The 20154-nt window shown below is 40.7% G+C and carries 20 protein-coding genes; 8 read left to right on the plus strand and 12 right to left on the minus strand.

Going from position 1 to position 20154, the window contains the following annotated elements:
• The first annotated feature begins 86 nt into the window (after positions 1–86).
• Complete coding sequence (gene pyk, locus OOA_RS06435; RefSeq protein ID WP_008911331.1) at positions 87–1529, plus strand: pyruvate kinase; 1443 nt, start codon at positions 87–89, stop codon at positions 1527–1529.
• Between the two features lie 96 nt (positions 1530–1625).
• On the opposite strand, the gene OOA_RS06440 is transcribed toward pyk, so the two are convergent.
• The 4 genes from OOA_RS06440 to znuA all read right to left on the minus strand — a co-directional run bounded on the left by OOA_RS06440 (position 1626) and on the right by znuA (position 5636).
• Complete coding sequence (locus tag OOA_RS06440) at positions 1626–2057, minus strand: DUF7832 domain-containing protein (protein WP_008911332.1); 432 nt, start codon at positions 2055–2057, stop codon at positions 1626–1628.
• Positions 2058–2239: 182 nt separating this feature from the next.
• Positions 2240–3202: a lauroyl-Kdo(2)-lipid IV(A) myristoyltransferase gene (gene lpxM / locus OOA_RS06445; RefSeq protein ID WP_008911333.1), complete on the minus strand. Its 963-nt coding sequence runs from the start codon at positions 3200–3202 to the stop codon at positions 2240–2242.
• 108 nt (positions 3203–3310) lie between these two features.
• On the minus strand, positions 3311–4657 hold the full coding sequence (gene mepM, locus OOA_RS06450; RefSeq protein WP_008911334.1) for a murein DD-endopeptidase MepM: 1347 nt from the start codon (positions 4655–4657) through the stop codon (positions 3311–3313).
• A 19-nt stretch (positions 4658–4676) separates the two neighbouring features.
• Positions 4677–5636 carry a zinc ABC transporter substrate-binding protein ZnuA gene (znuA, locus tag OOA_RS06455; protein WP_008911335.1) on the minus strand — a complete coding sequence of 320 codons (960 nt, stop codon included), beginning with the start codon at positions 5634–5636 and terminating at the stop codon, positions 4677–4679.
• A 76-nt stretch (positions 5637–5712) separates the two neighbouring features.
• Here znuA and znuC point away from each other — a divergent pair, with 76 nt between their 5' ends.
• Together znuC and znuB are read left to right on the plus strand one after the other, a co-directional pair.
• Complete coding sequence (gene znuC / locus OOA_RS06460) at positions 5713–6480, plus strand: zinc ABC transporter ATP-binding protein ZnuC (RefSeq protein WP_008911336.1); 768 nt, start codon at positions 5713–5715, stop codon at positions 6478–6480.
• Complete coding sequence (gene znuB / locus OOA_RS06465; RefSeq protein ID WP_008911337.1) at positions 6473–7258, plus strand: zinc ABC transporter permease subunit ZnuB; 786 nt, start codon at positions 6473–6475, stop codon at positions 7256–7258. The genes znuC and znuB overlap by 8 nt, the downstream gene beginning before the upstream one ends.
• 154 nt (positions 7259–7412) lie before the next feature.
• Here znuB and ruvB read toward each other — a convergent pair whose 3' ends face one another.
• The 6 genes from ruvB to aspS all read right to left on the minus strand — a co-directional run bounded on the left by ruvB (position 7413) and on the right by aspS (position 12860).
• On the minus strand, positions 7413–8423 hold the full coding sequence (gene ruvB / locus OOA_RS06470; protein ID WP_008911338.1) for a Holliday junction branch migration DNA helicase RuvB: 1011 nt from the start codon (positions 8421–8423) through the stop codon (positions 7413–7415).
• Between the two features lie 16 nt (positions 8424–8439).
• Entirely contained in the window at positions 8440–9057 is a 618-nt protein-coding gene (gene ruvA, locus OOA_RS06475; protein WP_008911339.1) for a Holliday junction branch migration protein RuvA, read from the minus strand.
• A 72-nt stretch (positions 9058–9129) separates the two neighbouring features.
• Positions 9130–9651: a crossover junction endodeoxyribonuclease RuvC gene (gene ruvC, locus OOA_RS06480; RefSeq protein WP_008911340.1), complete on the minus strand. Its 522-nt coding sequence runs from the start codon at positions 9649–9651 to the stop codon at positions 9130–9132.
• 220 nt (positions 9652–9871) lie between these two features.
• Entirely contained in the window at positions 9872–10615 is a 744-nt protein-coding gene (locus OOA_RS06485) for a YebC/PmpR family DNA-binding transcriptional regulator (protein ID WP_008911341.1), read from the minus strand.
• A 30-nt stretch (positions 10616–10645) separates the two neighbouring features.
• Positions 10646–11077 (minus strand): dihydroneopterin triphosphate diphosphatase, encoded by a 432-nt coding sequence (gene nudB / locus OOA_RS06490; RefSeq protein ID WP_008911342.1) that lies wholly within the window; start codon positions 11075–11077, stop codon positions 10646–10648.
• A 10-nt stretch (positions 11078–11087) separates the two neighbouring features.
• Entirely contained in the window at positions 11088–12860 is a 1773-nt protein-coding gene (gene aspS / locus OOA_RS06495) for an aspartate--tRNA ligase (protein ID WP_008911343.1), read from the minus strand.
• Positions 12861–13391: 531 nt separating this feature from the next.
• On the opposite strand from aspS, the gene OOA_RS06500 reads away from it, so the two are divergent.
• From OOA_RS06500 to cmoB, 4 genes are all read left to right on the plus strand, one after another.
• The gene (locus OOA_RS06500; protein ID WP_008911344.1) at positions 13392–13796 is read left to right on the plus strand and encodes an NUDIX hydrolase; all 405 of its coding nucleotides are present in this window, start codon (positions 13392–13394) and stop codon (positions 13794–13796) included.
• 283 nt (positions 13797–14079) lie between these two features.
• Positions 14080–14478 carry an MAPEG family protein gene (locus OOA_RS06505; RefSeq protein WP_008911345.1) on the plus strand — a complete coding sequence of 133 codons (399 nt, stop codon included), beginning with the start codon at positions 14080–14082 and terminating at the stop codon, positions 14476–14478.
• 131 nt (positions 14479–14609) lie between these two features.
• Positions 14610–15365 carry a carboxy-S-adenosyl-L-methionine synthase CmoA gene (gene cmoA, locus OOA_RS06510; RefSeq protein ID WP_008911346.1) on the plus strand — a complete coding sequence of 252 codons (756 nt, stop codon included), beginning with the start codon at positions 14610–14612 and terminating at the stop codon, positions 15363–15365.
• Positions 15362–16333: a tRNA 5-methoxyuridine(34)/uridine 5-oxyacetic acid(34) synthase CmoB gene (gene cmoB, locus OOA_RS06515; protein WP_008911347.1), complete on the plus strand. Its 972-nt coding sequence runs from the start codon at positions 15362–15364 to the stop codon at positions 16331–16333. The genes cmoA and cmoB overlap by 4 nt, the downstream gene beginning before the upstream one ends.
• A gap of 53 nt (positions 16334–16386) precedes the next feature.
• Here the strand turns inward: cmoB and cutC are convergent, their stop codons facing one another.
• Both cutC and OOA_RS06525 read right to left on the minus strand, forming a co-directional pair.
• Positions 16387–17148 carry a copper homeostasis protein CutC gene (cutC, locus tag OOA_RS06520; RefSeq protein ID WP_008911348.1) on the minus strand — a complete coding sequence of 254 codons (762 nt, stop codon included), beginning with the start codon at positions 17146–17148 and terminating at the stop codon, positions 16387–16389.
• Between the two features lie 178 nt (positions 17149–17326).
• Positions 17327–17881, minus strand: coding sequence for a VOC family protein (locus tag OOA_RS06525; RefSeq protein WP_008911349.1), 555 nt, complete (start codon positions 17879–17881; stop codon positions 17327–17329).
• 335 nt (positions 17882–18216) lie between these two features.
• Here OOA_RS06525 and argS point away from each other — a divergent pair, with 335 nt between their 5' ends.
• Positions 18217–19947: an arginine--tRNA ligase gene (argS, locus tag OOA_RS06530; protein ID WP_008911350.1), complete on the plus strand. Its 1731-nt coding sequence runs from the start codon at positions 18217–18219 to the stop codon at positions 19945–19947.
• Positions 19948–20154 lie beyond the last annotated feature (207 nt).

Below are 20154 nucleotides of genomic sequence, written 5' to 3' on the forward strand. Positions count from 1 at the left end.
GTAGCTAACACAGCTGTAGTTTGAAGTATGACGGGTAACTCATTAATCGACACCAACATCACCACTATAGGTCAACGGAGTAATACATGACTAGACGGCTTAGAAGAACTAAAATTGTTACTACCCTAGGTCCAGCTACCGATCGTGATAATAACCTTGAAAAGATTATCAACGCCGGCGCCAATGTTGTACGCCTCAATTTTTCTCACGGAACTCCAGAAGACCATATTCTTCGCGCTAACAAAGTGCGTGAAATCGCTGCTCGTTTAGGTCGCCATGTTGCGATCCTCGGCGATTTACAAGGGCCTAAAATCCGCGTCTCTACATTCAAAGATGGGAAAGTATTCTTAAATGTTGGTGATAAATTTACGCTTGATGCCACACTTGGCAAAGGCGAAGGTGACCAACAGAAAGTTGGCATTGACTACAAAGGTTTACCTGCTGACGTCGTGCCTGGCGACATATTGTTACTCGACGATGGTCGTGTACAGTTGAAAGTTCGTGAAGTTCAAGGATTACAAGTTTTCACCGAGGTTACAGTTGGCGGCCAACTATCAAATAACAAAGGCATCAATAAACTTGGTGGCGGCCTATCAGCTGAAGCGCTCACAGATAAAGATAAACAAGATATTATTACAGCGGCTAAGATTAATGTTGATTATTTGGCTGTATCCTTCCCTCGTTCAGGTGAAGATTTGGATTATGCACGTCGTTTAGCACGTGATGCAGGCTGTGAATGCCAAATTGTTGCCAAGGTAGAACGAGCAGAAGCTGTTGCAACTGATGAAGTCATGGATGAGGTTATTCTTGCATCTGATGTTGTTATGGTTGCTCGTGGTGATTTAGGTGTTGAAATTGGTGACCCAGAATTAGTCGCGGTACAGAAAAAATTAATCCGCCGCTCTCGCCAGCTGAACCGTGTCGTGATCACCGCAACACAAATGATGGAATCGATGATCACGAATCCAATGCCAACACGAGCAGAAGTTATGGATGTGGCAAACGCAGTACTCGATGGTACTGATGCGGTGATGCTTTCAGCGGAAACAGCAGCTGGTCAATACCCAGCCGAAACTGTGGCTGCAATGGCTCAAGTATGCTTAGGCGCAGAAAAAATGCCGGGTCTTAATGTTTCTAAGCACCGTTTAGACGCAGAGTTTGAGAACCCTGAAGATGCTATTGCAATGTCAACTATGTATGCAGCCAACCATCTCAAAGGCGTTAAAGCAATTATTGCGATGACTGAGTCTGGTCGTACTGCACGTATGATGTCCCGTATCAGCTCAGGCTTGCCTATTTTCGCAATGTCACGTCATGAAAAAACATTGAATCAAGCGTCTCTTTATCGTGGTGTTACCCCTGTTTTCTGTAGCACACATACAGATGGTATTGCGGCAGCCAATGAAGCAGTTATTCGTCTACGTGATAATGGCTACTTGATTACAGGAGACCTTGTCCTTGTGACTCAAGGTGATTTAATGGGTACGATTGGTAGCACCAATACTTGTCGTATCTTACAAGTTGAATAATTAAACTGCATAACTCAGATATGTAAAGTAAAGGAGCGATAATCGCTCCTTTACTGTTGTATTGAAGCTATTATTCAACCATCGCTAAAAGCGATATCAACATGCCCGGTCATTTTTCCAGTTGTTATAGACTTCATCGATAACAAGCGCTATCTTGTCATAGTTTTCCCATGTATTTTCAACATGATAGACTGATGGCAGACCTTGAGCTAACACTCGCTCATAATCATCAAAAAAACCACCGTCTTCTGCTTGAAAATAGAACTCTGTAAATTTCGAACCTTCTTCATTCACATCTTCGTTAGTAAATTTTTCATCACACATAGTTATTAAAAATTCACGTCCATTCATTTTACGTTCACAAACCGCAGCTAGCTCATCAATTGATTCCTCAAGATGAAACTCACCAATTAAGCCAGTATGAATAAGCCAAGTAAGATAAAAACCAATATGAGTGCCGCCATTTACATTAGGTAATTGTTCTGGATAATCACCGCCATAGTGCCAATCCATTCTGTCAAATGCCATCTTAGACCTCAATTTCAAGTTAACTTATGTTAATAAATATCCAAGGTGATTGGAATCACATCTCAAAATAAAACAGAATGCGTATGGGATGGTATGATTTAAATATCATTTAATGCAAAAAATGCACCTCACATAGTATTGAGATGCATTTCATTGAAATTTCTTATGAACAATCACTTACACTATAAATCTTTACGCTGATAGGGCTCTATCTCACCAGCTTTTCTTGTTTTCAATAACTTAAGTATCCAAGTGTATTGCTCAGGATTTGGCTCAACAAGGTATTCAAGTTCTTCATTCATTCTTCGCGCAATATATTCATCATCTTTACCATCGATATCATCCATAGGTTCACGAATATAAATATGCAATTGGTGTGTATGATGGTCGTATACAGGGAATAAAGGAACTATTTTAGCTTTACAGACTTTCATTAAACGCCCAACAGCCGGAAGAGTTGCTTTATATGTGCCAAAAAAATCAACAAACTCGCTGTGTTCTTCACCATGATCTTGGTCTGGTAAATAAAATCCCCAATAACCTTGTCTCACTGATGCAATAAATGGTTTGATACCCGCATCTCGAGAATGTAAACGTCCACCAAAATGATAGCGTGCTTTATTCCATAAAAAATCTGCAACTGGGTTTTTTTGGTGATGAAACATTGCTGCCATTTTTATTCCTCTTGCTGCAAGTAACATTGCCGGAGCATCAACAGCCCAACCGTGAGGAACCATAAAAATAACGTTACTGCCCTGCTGTTTTAAGCGTTCAATAACTTCTTCATTGTGCCAGTGAGTTCGTGCTAAAGTTTTATCTGCTCCACGGAGACATAGCTCAGCAAGCATCACGAATGATTGTGGCGCCGTTTCAAACATTTTATCTATTAATTGTTCTCTTCCTTGTTCTGTTAAATCAGGAAAACAATACAATAGATTTATCTTTGCGCGGCGACGAGCACTTTTAGCTAGTATTCCAACCCATTTGCCTACTTTTGCAAGTATTGGGTCTCTGATTTTAATAGGAATATATGCTAATGCTGCAAATACACCCGCACCAATCCAAACACCCCAATACTTAGGGTGTAAATAGGATTTATGAAAGGTTGGCACATAGCCTAATTTACTATCGGTATCTTTATTCATAGTGTACCTAAAAGAACAATTCGCGCCCTTTTATAGCTTAAAATAATAATAAGTGGAAGCTTTACCAAGAAAGCTGGCAGGTGCTATCACCTGCCAGTAATGAAATGGTTAATTAATTTTCAGCTGTGATTTGGTTTCTTTAACCATCGCGAGATATTCTTTACGCTCTTTACCCGTTAAACCACCAGAGCTAGGTAATTTGGCTGTAAGTGGGTTAACTGCTTGTTGGTTAATCCACATTTCAAAGTGAAGGTGTGGACCTGTTGAACGCCCAGTATTACCTGACAGCGCAATACGATCACCTCTTTTTACTTTTTGACCTGGCTTAACTAACAGTTGGCGCAGATGCATATAACGCGTGGTATATTGGCGCCCATGACGGATTGCAATAAAGTTACCCGCTGCACCACTATATTTAGAGACAATAACTTCACCATCACCAACCGCAAGTACTGGAGTACCAACTGGCATTGCAAAATCAACACCCTTATGTGGTGCTACTCGGCCTGTAACAGGATTGACTCTACGTGGGTTAAATTGCGATGAAACTCTGAATTGCTTCGCTGTCGGGAAACGTAAGAAACCGCGTTCTAAACCATTACCTTCGCTATCATAGTAACGACCATCTTCTGCACGAAATGCATAATAGTTCTTACCATTACTTTGTAAACGTACACCGACTAACTGGCTTTGCTCACTTCGACCATTGAGCATTTCACGGCTCATTAATACTGTAAATTTGTCGCCTTTTTTCAATCTACGGAAATCAATTTGCCATTGTAAGGCTTTGATGACTTCACGCCCTTCGTTACGAGTTAAACCTGCTTGAGATGCGCTTTGTGCAAAGCTGCCGTTGATTACCCCAGGAAAGACAGTGTTTTGCCATTCTCCCGTACGGATATCTTTTGTTTCTTGAAATTTATTGGTATCACCAACTCGGGTATAAATACGAGTTTCGCGACGAGATACTTCCCACGTTAATGACTCTAGCTCACCTTGTTCTGTGAGGCTCCAATTCAACGTTTGACCAATTTTTAAGTTACGTAAGGTTTTGTGTTGATTAGCGAGAGTCGCAACATCACCAGATTCGATGCCAAATTGCGTTAAGATGCTCGAAAGGTTATCACCACTAGCAACTACATATTCATGTGGGATAGGAGAGCCATCTGCCTCACCTTCGGGACTATCGCTATCGCTATCTGCGACACCCTCATCGGACAATTGGTCACTGCTATCTTGAATAATGTCATCTGTTGCATCAGCTACAGGTGCAAATGTAAGAGGAATGACTGTATCGACAGAGTTTTCGGTATCCGAGCTAGTTGTTGTGGGTAAATGAGCTGGGCGCCAAATTGCGACGACCAGCGTTGCTGCTGTTAATGTACCTAACATTATTTTATGGGACTTAGACAGGCTACCGTAAACCTGTGCAAGCCCCTTGACCATTTGCTGCACTAAACAATTCCTTCATGTTTTAATTCAGGCAGCTCGCATATTGATTCGACAGTTGTGTTAAAAACTGCATATAGCTATCTGGTCCTATTTCCAGCCCACTACCAAGTGGATCGAGAGTACCCATTTTGACTCCCGTATTCTTTGCTACGCTCTCTATAACGGTCGGCCTGAATTGTGGCTCAGCAAAAACACATTCTGCTTTATGCTGAACCAATTGAGTTCGTATTTGATGTAATTTCTGCGCACCAGGCTGTATTTCTGGGTTTATCGTAAAATGCCCCAATGGAGCCAACTGATAGTGTTTTTCAAAGTAGCCGTAAGCATCGTGAAAAACAAAATAGCCCTTGTTTTTGACTGGTGCCAAAATATTAACAATATTCTTATCATTTTGCGTCATTTTTTCATTGAATTTACGTAGGTTTACGTCCAGCTTTTCTTTCTGGTCAGGATAAAGCACTACTAAACGATCGTGAATGTCTAACGCGGCTTTTTTTGCTATCTCTGGTGACAACCAGATATGCATATTATACTCACCATGATGATGATGATCGTGATCCGCGTCATGATTAGCTTCATCAGCATGATCATGTCCGTGTTCATCTTCTTCTTCGCCGGTCATCAATAGCTGTTTAATATTTGGCTGCTCCGCTAGTGCTAGTCGTTTATCCTGCGGTAACGCCCTGAGAGGCTTATCTAAAAACATTTCCATGTTAGGCCCAACCCAAACAAATAGATCTGCCTGTTTAATTTTTTTCAAATCGGAAGGTTTAAGTGCATAATCATGAGGAGATGAACCATCAGGTAATAAAACTTGGGTATCTGTCACCCCATCTGCTATACCCGCTGCAATAAAAGCTAATGGGCGGATGGATGTCACAACATCAGCACGTGCTACCGATATCATGCTTGAGCTGATTACTGATGCTGCCACTACACCGAAAATAAATTTCTGAGCATTGAATTTAGATTTATGTATCATTGAGGTCTTTTTCCGTGATTTTAACTTTGAAATGTTATAATATAACACAACATGAATTCTGCAAGATGTTTTTCACATGCAACCATTACTGAATTTAAATAAAATCTCTGTTTCTTTTGGTGAGAAACTTGTACTTAAAGACGTCACTTTTGACCTAAATAAAGGTGATATTGTCACCCTTTTAGGCCCCAATGGTGCCGGCAAATCTACTATAGTTCGTGTAGTGCTAGGTCTTTTAACACCTACTTCTGGGACTGTTGAACGGGCTCCTTCACTTTCCATTGGTTATGTACCACAAAAATTGCATTTAGATACCACGCTACCATTAACGGTTAAACGTTTTTTAATGCTAAAGCCGGGTGTGCGCTCTGAACTATTATTGCCAGCTCTTGAGCGAGTTAAGGCAACTCACTTACTTGGGCAGCCTATGCAAAAATTGTCTGGGGGGGAAACACAGCGAGTATTACTTGCGCGAGCCTTACTCAACAAACCAGACCTGCTAGTACTCGATGAACCTGCACAAGGCGTTGATATTACCGGACAAGTTGCTCTTTATGACTTAATTAATCAATTACGTACTGAACTTGGCTGTGCCGTATTAATGGTCTCTCATGACCTTCATTTGGTAATGGCTAAAACAGATAAAGTGCTGTGCATAAATGGTCATATTTGCTGTTCAGGAACACCTGATGTGGTCTCAAATCACCCTGAATTTGTGGCGATGTTTGGATACCGTGGAGCATCACAATTGGGTGTTTATCGCCATCACCACAATCACCAACACGATTTAGAAGGTAACGTTGTGACAACTCATACACATAGCAAGGAATGTCAACATGATTGAGTTGCTGTTACCTGGTTGGATAGCAGGTACATTATTGGCTATTGCGGCTGGCCCACTCGGGTCATTTGTTGTTTGGCGTCGAATGTCCTATTTTGGTGATACTCTCGCACATGCTTCTTTATTAGGCGTTGCATTCGGTTTACTGCTCAATATCAATCCCTTCTATGCCGTAATCACAGTAACTTTACTGTTAGCGATAATTTTAGTTTGGTTAGAGCGGAGACCTCAGCTAGCTGTTGATACCTTATTAGGCATCATGGCTCATAGTTCGCTATCGCTAGGTTTAGTTGTAGTCAGTTTAATGGCTAATGTACGCGTTGATTTGATGGCATATCTTTTTGGTGATTTACTTTCTGTGTCTTACGAAGATATCATCACTATTTTAATTGGTGTCACTGTTGTCTGTGGTTTATTGATTTGGCGCTGGCGAGCACTGCTTTCGATGACGGTTAACCAAGAGTTAGCCTTTGTAGACGGCATCAATATTCAACGATTACGCTTATTACTGATGTTAGTAACGGCATTAACTATTGGCATAGCAATGAAATTTGTTGGAGCTTTAATCATTACTTCTCTACTGATTATTCCTGCCGCAACTGCTCGTCGTTTCTCTAGAACACCAGAGCAAATGGCATTCATTGCTATATTGATTGGTATGTTATCTGTGACAGGTGGATTAACGTTCTCTGCGTTTTACGACACCCCAGCAGGTCCTTCTGTTGTATTAACGGCTTCAGTGCTATTTGTTTTTAGCTTATTTATGAAAGCAAAAAACTAGCCTTTATCAAACATTATCTAGCCGCCCTATGCTGTTTAGGGCGGTTCACATTCAATTAAAATTAAAACACTCGTCTTCTTATCCACGTATCAATTAAATAAATTCTTATCTTTACTATTAAGCAACTTGTCAGCGTAAAAAATTCGAATACAGATTAAATTTCTTTTGGTGTTAAACCAAAATGTAAATAGGCTCGTGCTGTAGCCATTCGACCGCGAGGAGTGCGTTGAATAAAACCTTGTTGAATCAGATAAGGTTCTAAAACATCTTCGATTGTTTCTCGCTCTTCACCAATTGCTGCGGCAAGGTTATCAACACCGACAGGCCCCCCCATAAATTTGTCAATAATCGCAACTAGTAATTTACGGTCTAGGTAATCAAAGCCTGCTGCATCGACATTCAACATATCGAGAGCTTGATTGGCAATTAGTTCATCTATTGAACCATTGCCTTTAACCTGAGCAAAGTCACGCACACGACGTAATAAGCGGTTAGTGATCCTAGGCGTACCTCGTGAGCGCATAGCAACTTGGAGGGCACCTTCTTCACTAATTTCCAGCCCCATGTACTTGGCGCTACGTTTCACTATATATTGAAGATCTTCAACTTGATAAAACTCAAGACGTTGCACAATACCAAAACGATCTCTTAAAGGCGAAGTTAACGAGCCTGCTCGAGTTGTAGCTCCAATCAAAGTAAAAGGAGGCAAATCAATTTTGATTGAGCGTGCCGCTGGTCCTTCACCAATCATAATATCGAGTTGGTAATCTTCCATTGCTGGATAAAGGATCTCTTCAACAACAGGTGATAAGCGGTGTATCTCATCAATAAATAGCACATCATGAGGCTCTAGGTTTGTAAGCATAGCAGCTAAATCACCTGCTTTTTCAAGCACAGGTCCTGAAGTCGTGCGCAAACTAACACCCATTTCATTCGCAACAACACCAGCAAGTGTTGTTTTACCTAAGCCTGGAGGACCAAAAATTAACAGATGATCAAGGGCTTCACCACGTAATTTGGCCGCTCGAATAAAGATTTCCATCTGCTCTTTGACTTGCGGTTGCCCAATATATTCATTGAGTAATTTCGGACGGATCGCGCGATCAATCGCTTCTTCTTCATCATGAATTACTTCGGCAGAAATTAAGCGATCAGCTTCAATCATCGTTATATTCTCTCAATCAGAGTGCGGCACGTAAGGCATCACGGATTAATGTCTCACAATCACTACCCGGCTTAGCGACTTTACTAACCATACGGCTAGCCTCTTGTAACTTATATCCTAATGACACAAGCGCAGTTGCTGCTTCAGCTTCAATATCAGCACTACTTGGTACTTTGCTATTTACATCTGGTAGTGTGATATCGCTATTTTGATTAAATAAGTCACCATTTAAACCTTTAAAGCGATCTTTCATTTCGACGACTAAACGCTCAGCTGTTTTTTTACCAATACCCGGTAATTTAACTAGTGAGGCAATAGCTTCTTTTTCGATAGCAGAAACAAATTGTTGAGCAGACATACCGGACAATATTGCTAATGCCAATTTAGGGCCAACACCATTAACTTTAATTAGCTCTTTAAACAATGCACGCTCTTGTTTATCATTAAAGCCATACAATAATTGAGCATCTTCACGCACCACAAAATGAGTGAAAACGATAGCTTCTTGACCAATTTCAGGTAATTCATAAAAACAAGTCATAGGCATATGAACTTCATAACCAACACCATGCAGCTCTAACAAAACTATCGGAGGTTGTTTTTCTAATACAATGCCACGTAAACGACCAATCACTATGAAACCCTCAATTTATTTTCTTAATACCGCTGTTTATACCACAAAAAAGGCTGGATGCATATCCAGCAACTATCTTAATCGACCACGAGCTAACATTAATCGAGGATCACCAACTCGCAATAGGTTTTGGTTAAAATGGCAATGGGTTATAGCTATTGCTAAAGCATCCGCAGCGTCCGATTGAGGATTAGCAGAAAGCTTTAGAATAGATTTGACCATATGTTGTACTTGACTTTTTTCTGCTGCGCCAGTCCCCACTACTGTCTGTTTAACTTGTCTAGCGGCATATTCAAATACAGGGATATTTTGATTCGCACCTGCAACTATTGCAACACCACGCGCTTGACCAAGTTTAAGTGCAGAGTCGGGGTTTTTTGCCATGAATACCTGTTCAATAGCTAAAACATCCGGTTGATATTGAGTGATAATTTCCGAGACTCCCGCATAAATGCGCTTCAGGCGGCTTGGTAAATCATCAACCTGTGTGCGAATACAACCACTCCCCAGATATAATAGTTGCCTACCCTGTTGGCGAATAACACCGTAACCCGTCACTCTAGAACCGGGGTCTATACCTAAAATAATCGCCATATCACAGCCTATTTTTATCCTTTATTACTTTTAACGTCATCTTATCTGTATCTATTAAGCGCCACAATACCCACAGTAAACCTTCAAGCTTTAACTTGATGATGATTAACTATGACGAAAAATGACAAGACTGGTAGTAAAAATTAAGATGTGAGGTATTGAAGGCGTTAGAGAAAACAGGCTGATACCAGCCCGCTTTCTCTACGCGAGTTTTATTTCATTAAAGCTGCTCAGCAACTTCGTCAGAAATATCACCATTATGATAGACTTCTTGAACGTCGTCAGAATCTTCTAACATATCAATGAGGCGCAGTAATTTAGGTGCGGTTTCAACATCTAACTCGGCTTTTGTCGATGGGATCATAGAAACTTCTGCGACTTCACTGGTGAAGCCAGCGGCATCTAACGCATCTTTCACTTCACCAAATGTCTCTAGTGTTGTGTAGACGTCAATTGCACCGTCATCATAAGTTTCAACATCATCGGCACCTGCTTCCAAAGCCGCTTCCATCAGCGCATCTTCATCAACACCGGGAGCATAGGTAATCACACCACGTTTGGTAAACAGATAAGAAACTGAACCATCAGTGCCTAAGTTACCGCCTGTTTTAGTGAAAGCGTGGCGAACCTCAGAAACAGTACGATTACGGTTATCACTCAAGCACTCAACCATAACAGCTGTGCCGCCTGGGCCGTAACCTTCATAAATGATAGTTTCCATATTATCGTTATCATCATTACCCACACCACGTGCAATAGCACGATTTAAGGTGTCACGGGTCATGTTGTTCGATAATGCTTTATCCACAGCGGCACGTAAACGCGGGTTAGTAGCAGTATCACCGCCACCTAAACGCGCAGCTGTGACTAGCTCACGGATAATTTTAGTAAAAATCTTACCGCGTTTGGCATCTTGTGCCGCTTTGCGGTGTTTAGTGTTGGCCCATTTACTATGACCTGCCATGAAATATCTCCAAAAACGTCAATAAAATAATTAAACAGCAAATTCTAAAATAGCCTGACTGTTACTCCAAGATTTTGTCAGGGTCGCAGCCTTATCTGGCGCAACCCAACAAAACTCAGAGTGTTCAGTCAAAGTTGGTACCAATTCTTGGCTTAGCACCATTTTAAACCAATGTTCTTTACAATGCGTGACATCTGGCGCATAACGGTGCCTAAAATGAGCAAAAATTTCAAAGATCACTTCGCGTGACAAATCATGTAATTGCCTTTTGTGCACTGTGAAGCCAGTTTCTTCTTGGACTTCGCGCATTGCAGTTTCAAACGCACTTTCATTAAGTTCTAGGCTTCCTGTCACAGATTGCCAAAAGTCTGGGTCATCCTTACGCCGCAGCATAAGTACGTTACCGCTGTTTTCAGCGACAATGATGACTAAAACTGATTCAGGATGCTTAAAGCTACTCATTTCTAATTAATTACGCTTGTTCATCTTTTGCGACAACGGCTATCGCTAGCTCTGTTAACGAATCTTGATTCGCATAACTTGGCGCATTTGTCATCAAACAGGCTGCTGCTGTTGTTTTCGGGAATGCAATAACATCACGAATGTTATCCGTTCCAGTTAACAGCATAACCAAACGGTCAAGACCGAAAGCTAATCCTGCATGCGGAGGCGTGCCGTATTTTAATGCATCAAGTAAGAAGCCAAATTTTTCGCGTTGTTCTTCTTCATTAATGCCTAGAATACTAAACACTGTTTGTTGCATTTCGCTACGGTGAATACGCACTGAACCACCACCAACCTCATAGCCATTGATGACCATGTCATATGCATTAGCTACTGCGTCTTCAGGTTTACTTGCTAAATCTTCAGGTGAGAAGTCACGCGGTGAGGTAAATGGGTGGTGCATCGCACTCAAGCCACCTTCACCATTTTCTTCAAACATTGGGAAGTCAATAACCCACAATGGCTGCCAGCTATTTAAGTTTGTCAGTTCGAAGTCACGACCTACTTTAAGACGTAATGCGCCCATTGAATCCGTGACGATATTTTTAGCACCGGCACCAAACAGAATAATATCGCCATCTGCTGCACCTGTTCTTTCCAAGAGCTGACTAATTATTTCTTCATTTAAGAACTTAGCTACTGGGCTTTGAATACCTTCTAAACCTTTTGCAGATTCATTGACTTTCATCCACGCTAGGCCTTTCGCACCATAAATGCCTACAAATTGACCATACTCATCAATTTGCTTACGCGTCATTGCAGAACCACCTGGTACTTTTAATGCAGCAACTCGCCCTTTCGGATCATTCGCAGGTCCCGCAAACACCGCGAACTCAACATCTTTCACGATGTCCGCAACATCCACCAGCTCCATTGGGTTACGTAAGTCAGGTTTATCTGAACCGTAACGACGCATTGCTTCAGCGAATGTCATGATGGGGAAATCACCTAAATCAACCCCTTTAACGTCCAGCCATAATTCGCGGATCATGCGCTCCATAATTTCACGCACTTGTTCTGCGCTCATGAATGAAGTTTCAACGTCAATTTGGGTGAATTCAGGTTGGCGATCAGCACGTAAGTCTTCATCGCGGAAACATTTGACGATTTGGTAATAACGATCAAAACCCGACATCATCAGCAGCTGTTTAAAGAGCTGTGGTGATTGAGGTAATGCATAAAACTTACCTTTATGAACGCGGCTTGGAACTAAATAGTCACGTGCGCCTTCTGGCGTTGCTTTAGTTAACATTGGAGTTTCAACATCAACAAAACCTTCGCTATCCATAAAGTTGCGCACAAAACTGGTAATTTTTGCACGGGTGCGCAGACGATCTGACATTTCTGGGCGACGCAAGTCAAGATAACGATATTTTAAGCGACGCTCTTCTGTGTTCGTTTGATTACTATCAAGTGGTAATGGTTCTGATTTATTAAAGACATCAAGGCTTTCAGCAAAAAGTTCAATTTCACCCGTCGCCATATCTTTATTTTTTTGGTTCTCTGGGCGAGCACGCACCGTTCCTGTAATTTGAATACAGAATTCATTACGCAGTTCTGAGGCTTTTTCAAAGAGATCTTTACGCTCAGGATCGAAAAAAACTTGTACGATCCCTTCACGGTCACGCATATCGATAAAAATCAATCCACCTAAATCACGACGGCGGTTTACCCATCCACAAAGAGTGACCTGTTGGCCTTCATGAGCAATGTTTAACTGCCCACAATAGTTAGTACGCATACAATATCCTTTTTACTCAGCTTGTTGTGCTTTGTTTGCTGCGGGAATTTGGCATTTTGCTGAACATTCAGAATGTCAAAAAGGCAGACATTATATAGGAAATTCTGTTGCACAAACAGTTACGTATTAGGTGGCTAAGCCTAATATTTTTGTTTTTAATCATATTTTCACCGATTAAAAGATAGCCAAAACAAACATAACGAGTACTGCGCAATGATAGAATCAGAATTTATGATTAAGAATGATTTTAAGTGACTCTGCTGCGTATGTACATATTACAGCAAGGGTTTATTTCATCTGATTATCACTGACTGTATAGCAAGCATACAAATCGGATCAAAATTGCAAATCAACCATCAATCATTAATGTGATTAGATTAAAAACTGTACGCTATCCCTTACGTCAATAATTACTCTCTTTCGGAGTGTAATGTTTATTGTTTTCATTTTTCTTGAATAATAGTATTTATCTACCTAACGTTATATTTATACGCTAAAATCTAAAGTAAACATCACAAGGTAAGGCAGTATATGAGCGCTAAAATTATTGATAAATTAGGTTTAATTACGTTTTCAGAACGCAAAGTTGCTATGGTTCGCTCTCACAATAAAGAGCTCTTTTATATTCCGGGTGGCAAACGTGAGATAAATGAGACTGATGAGCAAGCTTTATGTCGCGAAATTGATGAAGAATTAACCTTAACATTGCATACCGACTCAATCCGTTTTTATAGTGAATTTATCGGATCTGCCGATGGTAAACAAGATGGAACACAAGTTCGTATTCGCTGCTATTTTGCTTGCTTCGATGATGATCCAAAACCTGCGGCTGAAATCGCAGAACTCGCGTGGTTAGACAGTAGTGATTTATCTCGTTGTTCTGCTACTGCGGCAATTATTATGCTGCAACTACAACGTGATGACTTAATTAATTAAACAAATATAGTATAGCTTCAAATTTTTTTAATTTTTAATTTGAATCCTAACCATTAAAAGGTTTTACTATTGTTAAGCGTTATTAATACCTAATGTATATAATTCAAGGTATCCCTAGCTCATAAGAAGGGTTTTCCTGATGAGCACAGAATAGGTAACACTGTGGCACAGTAATTCTATTCAAAACATACGTCATCGGGCTTGAAAAATAATAAGCATATTGATATTAAACATAATTTTAATCATTTACTTAGTCAATTTGGTTAAGCAATGGAGTGAATAAATGGTTAGCTCTCTGTACGTTGTACTAGGTGCTTTACTACTACTTAGGCTGTCTTTTAATGTTGTTAAGCTCAGATATCAATACCGCATATCTCAAGGTGACGGTGGTTTTTACGAACTACAAACAGCCATTCGTGTTCATGGTAATGCGATAGAATACATACCTATCGGTATAATTTTATTACTATTTATGGAAATGAACGGCGCTCAAGTTTGGATGATTCATCTTTGTGGATTGATTCTTATTGCTGGGCGTGGATTACATGCTTATGGCCTAAAAAATCATGACTCGTCATACCGGCGCTCAGGCATGGCTGCTACTTATGCCTCAATGATATTGATGATCCTCGCTAATATTTATTACCTGCCATGGATTCAAATTTTCTCCTTCAATCTTTAATTTTTATCATCAATGCGGCACTTTTTGAGTGTCGTAAAACTTTTATTAGGCTTTTGATTGATTGATTTTCAGGTTACGCGCCTTTTCTGCTACAATCCGCAACTACTTTTTGTTTTACAAATACAGATCTTATGTCAAGTCAGGAATCCAAAAACAAAGATAGCCTTTTTTGCGCCCCAATTGCTAATTTAGGTGATTGGCAGTTTGATGAAAAAGTTGCTGAAGTCTTTCCCGATATGATCCAGCGCTCGGTGCCGGGTTATTCGAATATTATTGCTATGATTGGGATGTTAGCGGGTCGCTTTGTGACTGAAAATAGTCATGTTTATGACCTTGGCTGCTCATTAGGCGCTGCGACGCTCTCTGTTCGCCGTAATATCTCTGCCGAAAATTGCCAAATCATTGCTGTTGATAACTCATCTGCTATGGTAGAGCGTTGTCGCCGTCATCTTGAAGCTTATAAAGCAGATACCCCTGTCGAGGTCATTGAAGGCGATATTCGCGATATCAATATCGAGAATGCCTCCATGGTAGTGCTTAATTTTACCTTACAATTTCTTAACCCCGATGATCGTCAACTGTTATTAAATAAAATATTTCAAGGTCTTAAGCCCGGTGGCATTCTTGTATTATCTGAAAAGTTTAATTTTGAAGATAACGAAATTGGTGAGTTATTATTCAATATGCACCATGATTTTAAGCGAGCTAATGGTTATAGCGAACTAGAAATCAGTCAAAAACGAAGTATGTTAGAAAACGTGATGTTGACTGACTCAGTTGAAACCCATAAATCGCGTTTAAAACTAGCGGGTTTCACGCATTGTGAAGTATGGTTCCAATGTTTTAATTTTGGTTCGTTATTGGCATTTAAAGAGGCTCTGTCATGATCGATTTTGGTCGTTTTTATCAGCAAATAGCGACTGGCCCTTTAAGCCATTGGCTCGATACTTTGCCTGCTCAAATCAGTGAATGGAAGAGTAACGAATTGCACGGTGGTTTTAAATCATGGGGAAAAATGCTGGATAATTTACCTAGCATGACGCCCACGTATTTAGATTTAAAAAATAGTGTGACAGCGTCACGTGATCCAGAACTTTCGTCCGGTGAAACTCGTCGCCTTAATAATATCCTCGAACAACTTAAACCTTGGCGCAAAGGTCCATTTTCACTTTATGGTGTCAATATCGATACTGAGTGGCGCTCGGATTGGAAATGGGATCGCGTTTTACCGCATATTTCACCTTTAAAAGGTCGGCTTGTTCTTGATGTCGGCTGCGGCAGTGGTTACCACATGTGGCGAATGCTTGGTGAAAAAGCCTCATTTGTTGTCGGCATTGACCCCACACAACTGTTTCTTTGCCAATTTGAAGCAGTCAGAAAACTATTAGGTGATGACCAACGCGCTCACTTACTGCCTTTAGGTATAGAGCAGCTTCCAGCTCTCAATGCCTTTGATACCGTCTTTTCCATGGGCGTATTATATCATCGCAGATCACCACTTGATCACTTATGGCAACTTAAAAACCAATTGGTTAGCGAAGGCGAGTTGGTGTTAGAAAGCCTTGTCATCGAAGGTGATGAATTTCAGTGCTTAATTCCAGGTGAACGTTACGCTCAGATGCGTAATGTCTATTTTATTCCCTCGGCTAAAATGCTCAAAGTATGGCTTGAAAAATGTGGTTTTGTTGATGTTCGTATTGTTGACCAAGCTGTTACTACTCTCGAAGAGCAACGCCGAACTGAATGGATGAAAACGGAGTCACTTGCGGAATTTTTAGACCCTAATGATCAAAGTAAAACGATAGAAGGTTACCCTGCTCCGCTTCGAGCAATTCTCGTCGCTCGCAAACCATAAAAAGTAAGGGTGGCAATGGCCACCCTTATATTGCTGATATGTAATGTATACTGCTAAGCTGGCACTTTCTCGGTAATTGAAATAAAGTCTTTCATCGCTTCGACCGTCGGTCCATCCACACAATAATGAGTAAATTCATCATGTTCACTGTTTGATGCCATAGTGACACCCGCTTTACGATAATTCATATTGGAAGGCACGGTTTTACCTGCCGAGCTGTGTACTTCTGTCAGCCCTATTTCGATAAATTTACTTAAGTTAGTTAGGCGAACACCCGCTCCCGCCATAATCACTGGACCGTCAATTTCACGGCTTTTTTTATGTAATTCTTTTAGAAGCGGCAATCCTAGCTCTGCATTTTGCTGCTGCCCTGAAGTAAGAATACGCGCAACACCCAACTCTTTTAACTGTTCAAGTGCTAATAATGGATTGACACACATATCAAATGCACGATGGAACGTAATATGCATTCCTTGTGCAATTTCCATTAATACCTGCATGCGAGCAATATCAATACGCCCTTCGTTATCAAGCACTCCGACTACTGCACCTGGAAATCCCATTTCCTTTATCATGATTAAATCTTCACAGATAACTTCAAACTCATTCGTGTCATAGCAGAAATCACCACCACGCGGACGGATGATTGGATGAACTGGAATATGAAGTTTTGCTTTTGCTTGTTTCAGATACCCATAACTCGGTGTTAGACCACCATCTGCTGCACCTGAACATAATTCAATGCGATTCGCACCATACTCTTGAGCCACTTGTGCGCATTCAATACCGAAACAGCAAATTTCCAATTTTGCCATGACTACCTCCAAAGTTGGGCTTCACTTATTTAATTTAACGCCCATAAATAACGTAGGGTTACTATGTTATTCGTTAACATTCGATTCATGATGCCACTAATAATCAATCATTACCGGATTAATATCACACCATAGACAGTTTCTTATGAGTTATTAGCAATAACGTTAATCACATCACTTAATTTTCACTTTTAATAATCTCTTTTAGTGTAAATGGATGGTATTTAACTGTAATTATCCCATTAGTTACTGCTAATGTTGGATTAGGTAACCGTTCTAACTGCCCTTTAGGTTGACTTATTTTTTGGCTATAACCATCTGGAAGCTGTTTAGGTAATAAGGCGCTTGCTGTATTTTCGAGCTGTTGTGGGGGAACGCTAATCACCATTTCAACATGTTCCCATGTTTCTTGTGGGTAAGTTTTACCTTTAGGGAACGGTAATTCAATGACAAAAATCTTTTGCGAAGCCACAACGATAGGCAATTTAAGTTCAAATATATAAATAGGACGACCATTTATTTCGTTATCAGACAGTAACTGCGCACATTGCGAGAGCCCTTCCCGCCAACGTTCAGCTGTACCAATATGATGACAACGCACTGAGATATGATCAATTGGGAAGTCAGATAATGAAATAGATAATTCTTTTGCCATCTGTATTAGTTTTTGCTCAAACTCAGGCAAAGAGTCCCACAAATCTTGCAATTCGGGTACACGAACAAATTCAATCATTTAAAATACTCGTTTTAGTACAATTAAAGCCTCTCGACTCGTTATCAACATATTTGAACAACACTAAACAATTCAAATTACATGTGGCAGACTGCTACGAGGTCCCGATGAACAGAGAAGCTTCGTTGATTCAGATAGCTGGCGTAGCATAATATTGGCCATATATACCATTCAACTTAAAGTTTGATAGATATATGTGACAAACAAACCGCCTGACTGTAGCACGCCCACCTCAAAATATGTTATAAAACCTGCCGATTTTTCTCTTCTTTCTTTTAGTTCTGCGCTTGTGATGGCACAATGCGGTAACTATGTTCGTTATTTAAGGTAATCCGGTGAATATTCAGGCAATTCTTTCAGATAAAATCAGTGCTGCAATGCAGGCAGCGGGAGCCCCAGAAGGCAGTGATGCTCTTGTGCGTCAATCAGCAAAAGCTCAGTTTGGTGACTATCAAGCCAACGGTGTTATGGGCGCTGCTAAAAAAATGGGCATCAATCCCCGACAACTGGCCGAGCACATTGTTAGCCACATAGAGCTTGAAGGTATTGCAAGTAAAGTAGAAATCGCCGGTCCCGGTTTCATCAATATTTTTCTTGAGCCTAGCTGGATCATCATGCAAGTTGAACAAGCGTTAGTTAGTGAGCGCCTTGGTTTATCTCCAGTTAAACCAGAAACCATCGTAATTGACTACTCAGCACCTAACGTTGCTAAACAAATGCACGTTGGCCATTTACGTTCAACTATCATTGGTGATGCCGCAGCCCGTACTCAAGAATTTATCGGTCATAAAGTCATTCGTGCAAACCACGTTGGCGACTGGGGTACGCAATTCGGTATGTTGATTGCTTATCTTGAAAAAATGCAAAACGAGAGTGCCAGTGATATGGCTCTATCTGACCTCGAAGAATTCTATCGTGAAGCAAAACAACATTATGATGCAGATGCCGATTTCGCTGAACGCGCTCGTGGTTATGTCGTAAAATTACAATCTGGTGATGAATACTGCCGTAAAATGTGGCGTAAACTGGTTGATATCACCATGCAGCAAAATCAGGAAACCTACCATCGCCTGAACGTTACCTTAACTGAAGACGATGTCATGGGTGAAAGCCTGTATAACAGTATGTTAGCAGGTATCGTCGCAGACCTAAAAGCTAAAGGGCTTGCTGTTGAAAGTGAAGGCGCAACGGTTGTTTACCTAGATGAGTTTAAAAACAAAGAAGGTGAACCGATGGGCGTTATCGTCCAGAAAAAAGACGGCGGCTTCTTATACACAACAACCGATATTGCTTGTGCAAAATATCGCCATGAAGTCCTGCACGCTGATCGTGTACTTTACTATATCGATTCACGTCAGCACCAACACTTAATGCAAGCGTGGACCATTGTTCGCAAAGCTGGCTATATTCCTGAATCTATGACACTTGAACACCATATGTTTGGCATGATGCTAGGCAAAGATGGTAAGCCGTTTAAAACTCGTGCAGGCGGTACAGTTCGTCTTTCAGATTTATTGGATGAAGCGATTGAACGTGCAAAAGTACTTATTCGTACAAAGAATCCTGAGATGTCTGAAGATGAATTGAATAATGTTGCTAATGTCGTTGGTATCGGCGCTGTTAAATATGCAGATTTATCAAAAAGCCGTACAACAGACTACATCTTTGATTGGGATAACATGTTAGCGTTCGAAGGTAACACCGCGCCGTACATGCAGTATGCCTATACACGTGTTGCTTCAATCTTCAAAAAAGCCAATGTAACACAAGCTGACCTGACGTTACCTCTTGTGTTACAAGACCCTCGTGAAATTGCATTAGCCACTCGCTTAATGCAATTTGAAGAAACTATCTTAATGGTTGCGCGTGATGGAACACCACATGTCATGTGTGCATACCTTTACGATTTAGCCGGTCTGTTCTCTAGCTTCTACGAGCACTGCCCTATTTTAAGTGCAGAAGATGAAGAACAGCGTCAAAGCCGCCTAAAATTAGCCTTGTTAACACAGAAAACATTAAAAATAGGTCTGGATACTCTAGGTATCGAGACGGTTGAAAGAATGTAGATTTATACCTTTCATATTTCAAAATATATGGCTTCAAACTGATTTGGACCAACCGAGTCCAGTGACGAATGAAGCCTTTTTTCATCGTGATTTATATCAACATAATGAAAAATAATCATTCTATCCAGCTATAGCTTAATGTGTGAAATTATCCCGTCAAAACCCTTGTTGATTGATTATCCCCTTCAGATCAAGGTCTAATTAAAA

The sequence above is a fragment of the Providencia burhodogranariea DSM 19968 genome (assembly GCF_000314855.2).
Lineage (GTDB): Bacteria > Pseudomonadota > Gammaproteobacteria > Enterobacterales > Enterobacteriaceae > Providencia > Providencia burhodogranariea.